Annotated in this window: 4 protein-coding genes; all 4 read left to right on the forward strand. The window is 61.5% G+C overall.

Annotated elements, in window-relative coordinates; all coding sequences use genetic code 11:
* Positions 1–62: 62 nt before the first annotated feature.
* Positions 63–362: an NADH-quinone oxidoreductase subunit NuoK gene (nuoK, locus tag KAZ48_07050; GenBank protein ID MBP7972542.1), complete on the forward strand. Its 300-nt coding sequence runs from the start codon at positions 63–65 to the stop codon at positions 360–362.
* A gap of 111 nt (positions 363–473) precedes the next feature.
* Complete coding sequence (nuoL, locus tag KAZ48_07055) at positions 474–2,330, forward strand: NADH-quinone oxidoreductase subunit L (protein MBP7972543.1); 1,857 nt, start codon at positions 474–476, stop codon at positions 2,328–2,330.
* Between the two features lie 5 nt (positions 2,331–2,335).
* Positions 2,336–3,901 carry an NADH-quinone oxidoreductase subunit M gene (locus tag KAZ48_07060; GenBank protein ID MBP7972544.1) on the forward strand — a complete coding sequence of 522 codons (1,566 nt, stop codon included), beginning with the start codon at positions 2,336–2,338 and terminating at the stop codon, positions 3,899–3,901.
* Positions 3,898–4,825 (forward strand): NADH-quinone oxidoreductase subunit N (locus KAZ48_07065; GenBank protein MBP7972545.1); only part of this gene is annotated, 928 nt, incomplete at its 3' end. The genes KAZ48_07060 and KAZ48_07065, both read left to right, overlap by 4 nt.

The following is a 4,825-nucleotide window of genomic DNA, read 5'->3' on the forward strand; positions in this document are numbered from 1 at the left end:
GCCATTAACGACCCAGCCATTAACGACCCAGCCATCAACGACCACGAGGATGGTGAGGATCGATGACGACTACTCACTACGTCGTACTGTCGGCGATCCTTTTCAGCATCGGTGTTCTCGGGGTACTGATTCGACGCAACGCCATCATCGTCTTCATGTCCGTTGAGTTGATGCTCAACGCTTCCAACCTGGCGTTCGTCGCCTTCGCAAAGCAGAGCGGCAACCTCGACGGTCAGGCAATCGCCTTCTTCGTGATGGTCGTCGCCGCAGCCGAGGTCGTCGTCGGCCTGGCCATCATCATGACCATCTACCGCACCCGTCGCTCGGCCTCGGTCGACGAGCCGAACCTGCTGAAGTACTAGGACACCAACGTGACTTTGACTTCGCTCGCATCTGCAGCCACCTCCGGCCTGGCCGAAGGGGTGGGGCCGACGGTGGATGCTGCCGCAAATGCCACTGGTTCCTTCACCTTCATGTGGTTGATCCTCGCCCTGCCGGTCCTGGGGGCGGCTGTCCTCTTGCTCGGAGGGCGCCGAACCGATCGGTGGGGCCCCTACTTCGCGATCGCTATGTCGGTCGGTGCGTTCATCGTCGGAGCGATCCTCTACTTCGCGATGCTGGCTCGCCCGGCCGATCAGCGCCCCATCAACATGCACTTGTTCGATTGGGTCATCGTCGGCAACTTCCAGGTGCCGTTCGGGATGCAGCTGGACCAACTGTCGATGACCTTCGTCTTGCTCATCACCGGCGTGGGATCCCTGATCCATATCTACTCGCTGGGTTACATGAAGGACGACCCGGAGAAGCGCAAGTTCTTCGCGTACCTCAACCTGTTCGTCGCCGCGATGCTGCTGCTGGTCACCGCCAACAACTACCTGTTGCTGTACTTCGGCTGGGAAGGCGTCGGCCTCGCGTCCTACCTGCTGATCGGCTTCTACCAGTACAAGCCCTCTGCGGCTGTCGCTGCCAAGAAGGCATTCGTGGTCAACCGGGTCGGTGACCTCGGTATGTCCATCGCCATCATGTTGATGTTCGTGACGTTCGGGTCGGTCACGTTTCCGGGTGTGCTCGACAACGTCGGTTCGGCGGACAGCAGCACCACGACCTGGATCGGGTTGGCGCTGTTGCTAGCTGCCTGCGGTAAGTCCGCGCAGTTCCCGCTGCAGTCCTGGCTGTTCGACGCGATGGAAGGTCCCACGCCGGTGTCGGCGTTGATCCACGCAGCCACCATGGTCACAGCTGGTGTCTACCTGATCGTTCGGAGTGGACCGATCTTCGATGCATCCGAAGTCGCCCGAACCTCGGTCATGGTCATTGGTGCAATCACTGTGTTGTTTGGTGCGATCATTGCCTGCGCCAAGGACGATCTGAAGAAGGCATTGGCCGGATCCACCATGAGCCAGATCGGCTACATGATCTTGGCGGCTGGCCTCGGACCAATCGGGTACGTGTTTGCGATCTTCCACCTGCTCATGCACGGCTTCTTCAAGGCCAACCTGTTCCTCAGTGCCGGTGCGGTCATGCACGGAATGAACGACCACCTCGACATGCGCAGAATGGGCGCGCTTCGAAAAGTCATGGCGATCACGTTCATCACTTTTAGCGCTGGCTGGCTGGCAATCATGGGCGTACCGCCGTTCGCGGGCTTCTATTCGAAGGACAAGATCATCGAATCGGCGTTCGGGGTCAACTGGATTGCCGGCCTCGCAGCCCTTATTGGAGCCGGGATCACCGCCTTCTATATGACCCGCATGTGGACCATGACCTTCACCGGCAAAGCTCGCTGGGCCGACGACGTGAAGCACCCGCACGACCCACCGTCGACGATGTGGATCCCGATGGCGGTCCTCGGCCTGCTGTCGATCATCGGCGGGTACACGCTGGCGTTCGGCGGGGCGATCGGAACGTGGTTGGCACCGGTGACCGGCTTTGAGGAGGCGCACCCGCCCATCAGCGCTGGGTTGATCGGATTGATCACGCTCGCACTGGTTGCGGTGGGCATCGTGGTCGCCTACATGCAGTACCGCCGTGACGTGCCGATTACGCCACCGCAGCACGTGTCTCCGCTGACTGTGGCGGCGCGCAACGACTTGTACGGCGACGCCTTCAACGAAGCCGTCTTTATGCGTCCTGGCCAGTGGCTGACCCGCTCCTTGGTCTTCTTCGACAACCGTGGGGTTGACGGAATAGTGAATGGATCAGCTGCCGCGCTAGGTGGTCTGTCCGGCCGAATGCGCCGTCTGCAGACCGGGTTCGTCCGCTCCTACGCCCTGTCCATGGTTGGTGGCACCATCCTTGTGGTGGCCACCCTGATTCTGGTGAGGATGTGACCGGCATGTCGTCGTTCCCGTGGCTCACCACGTTGATCCTGCTCCCGTTGATCGGTGCGGGCATCGTCATGCTCACCCCCAAGGATTCGCCGCTGTTGGCCAAGCGAATCGCGATCGGGGTCAGCGTCGTCGCCCTCGCTTTAACCGTGGCAATGGCGCTGAAATTCGACCCGAATTCGACCAGCCAATTCCAGTTCGTTGAGACCCACTCCTGGATCTCTTCGTTCGGGATCTCGTACTCAGTTGGCGTGGACGGTATCGCCCTGGTTTTGATCGCGTTGTCCGCGATCCTCGTACCGCTGGTGATGATCGCCGGGTGGAACGACGCCGACGACGCCACCGGCAGTGTCAAGGGCTACTTCGCGCTGATCCTGGTCCTCGAGGCGTTCATGATTGGCGTCTTCTCCGCGCTCGACGTGTTCCTGTTCTACGTCCTGTTCGAGGCCATGCTCATCCCGGTCTTCTTCTTGGTGGGTCGCTACGGCGGACCTGGTCGGCAATACGCGGCCGTCAAGTTCCTGCTCTACAGCCTGCTCGGCGGGCTGCTGATGTTGGCCGCGCTGATCGGCCTGTACGTGGCCTCGGGTAACCAACTCGGCCAGGGCACGTTCAGCTTCACCATCCTTGAGCAACTCAACCTTGACCCAGGCACCCAGAAGCTGCTGTTCCTCGGTTTCTTCATTGCGTTCGCGATCAAAGCGCCGTTGGTGCCGTTCCATACCTGGCTACCGGATACCGCGGCGGCTTCGACCCCTGGCACAGCTGTGTTGTTGGTCGGCGTGCTGGACAAGGTCGGCACCTTCGGCATGATCCGGTTGTGCCTGCCGCTGTTCCCGGATGCTTCCAGATATTTCACGCCGGTGATCATCGTTCTCTGCGTCGTCGGGATTGTCTATGGCGCGTTACTGGCCATTGGGCAAACGGATCTCAAGCGCCTCATCGCGTACACGTCGGTGTCGCACTTCGGCTTCATCGGCCTGGGCATCTTTGCCATGACCACGCAAGGCCAGTCCGGCTCGACCTTCTACATGCTCAACCACGGCTTCTCGACCGGAGCACTGTTCCTGATTGTCGGCTTCATGATGACTCGGCGCGGTTCTCGCCTCGTCGCTGACTACGGCGGCGTTTACCGGGTAGCACCGATCCTCGCGGGCCTCTTCCTGATCGCGGGACTGTCGTCACTGTCGTTACCCGGCATGAGCAGCTTCATCAGTGAGTTCCTCGTGCTCGTCGGCACGTTCGCCAAGTACAAGGTGGCGGCCATCATCGCGACCACTGGCATTGTCCTGGCCGCGATGTACATCCTCTACCTGTACCAACGCACCATGACCGGGCCGGTCAAGGAAGGCTGCGAAAAGGAGAGGTTCAGCGACCTGCGCGGTCGCGAGGTACTGGCGGTAGCGCCGTTGCTGGTCCTGATCGTCGCGCTCGGGGTCTACCCCAAGCCGGTCCTGGACGTGATCAATCCCGCCGTTGATCGAGTGATGATCTCGGTGGGTGCGACTGATCCACCCCCAACGGTCCCCGCGGCCGTCGGAACGGGCGGCTTGACTGAGGGGGGCAACCGATGAGCACAACAATCGCAGCCTCGGCATTCGTGTTGCCCGACCTTGACTACCGCCTGCTCGCTCCAATCCTCATCGTGCTCGGCATGGCCGTGGTGTCGGTGTTGGTCGAGGCGTTCGTCTCGCGGACCGCGCGACGTGGCGTTCAGTTGACCCTAACGTTCGCGACGCTGATCGCCTCGTTGGTGCTCACCATCACCTTGTCCGGCGTGCAGAGTCTGACCGGCGCTGGCGAGGTCGCCATTGACGGGCCGAGCATCTTCTTGCAGGGCACGATTCTGGTGTTGGCCCTGTTGTCGGCTTTGCTAATCGCTGAACGAGCGATCGACCCGGCTGGCGACGCCTTCGCGGCTCGTGTGAACGCCCTACCGGGCAGCCTGGACGAGCGCGAGTTCACCACCCGAGGCTGGATGTCCACCGAGATTTGGCCGCTGTTCCTCTTCTGCGTCGGCGGCATGATGTTGTTCGTTGCTAGCAGTGACCTACTGATCATGTTCGTCGCCCTGGAGGTCTTGTCACTGCCGCTGTACTTGATGGCTGGAATGGCTCGCCGCCGCCGCCTGCTCAGCCAAGAAGCAGCGATGAAGTACTTCCTGCTCGGCGCCTTCAGCTCAGGATTCTTCCTGTACGGCAGCGCACTGGTCTATGGCTTCGCCGGAACGGTTGGCTTTGGCGGCATTGCCGATGCGGTCACCGCCAAGGCGGGTCCCAACGGCCTGCTGATCGCGGGCGTCGCGCTCATTGCCGTCGGCATGCTGTTCAAGGTGGCGGCTGTGCCGTTCCACCAGTGGGCACCGGACGTGTATCAGGGTTCACCAACTTCGGTGACCGCCTTCATGGCAGCCGGAGTCAAGGTCGCGGCGTTTGGCGCGCTGTTGCGGATCATGTACGTCGCGTTCGGCGGAATGCGCTGGGACTGGCGTCCGATGA

It is taken from the genome of Candidatus Nanopelagicales bacterium (genome assembly GCA_018003655.1).
Classification (GTDB): Bacteria; Actinomycetota; Actinomycetes; order S36-B12; family UBA10799; genus JAGNDY01.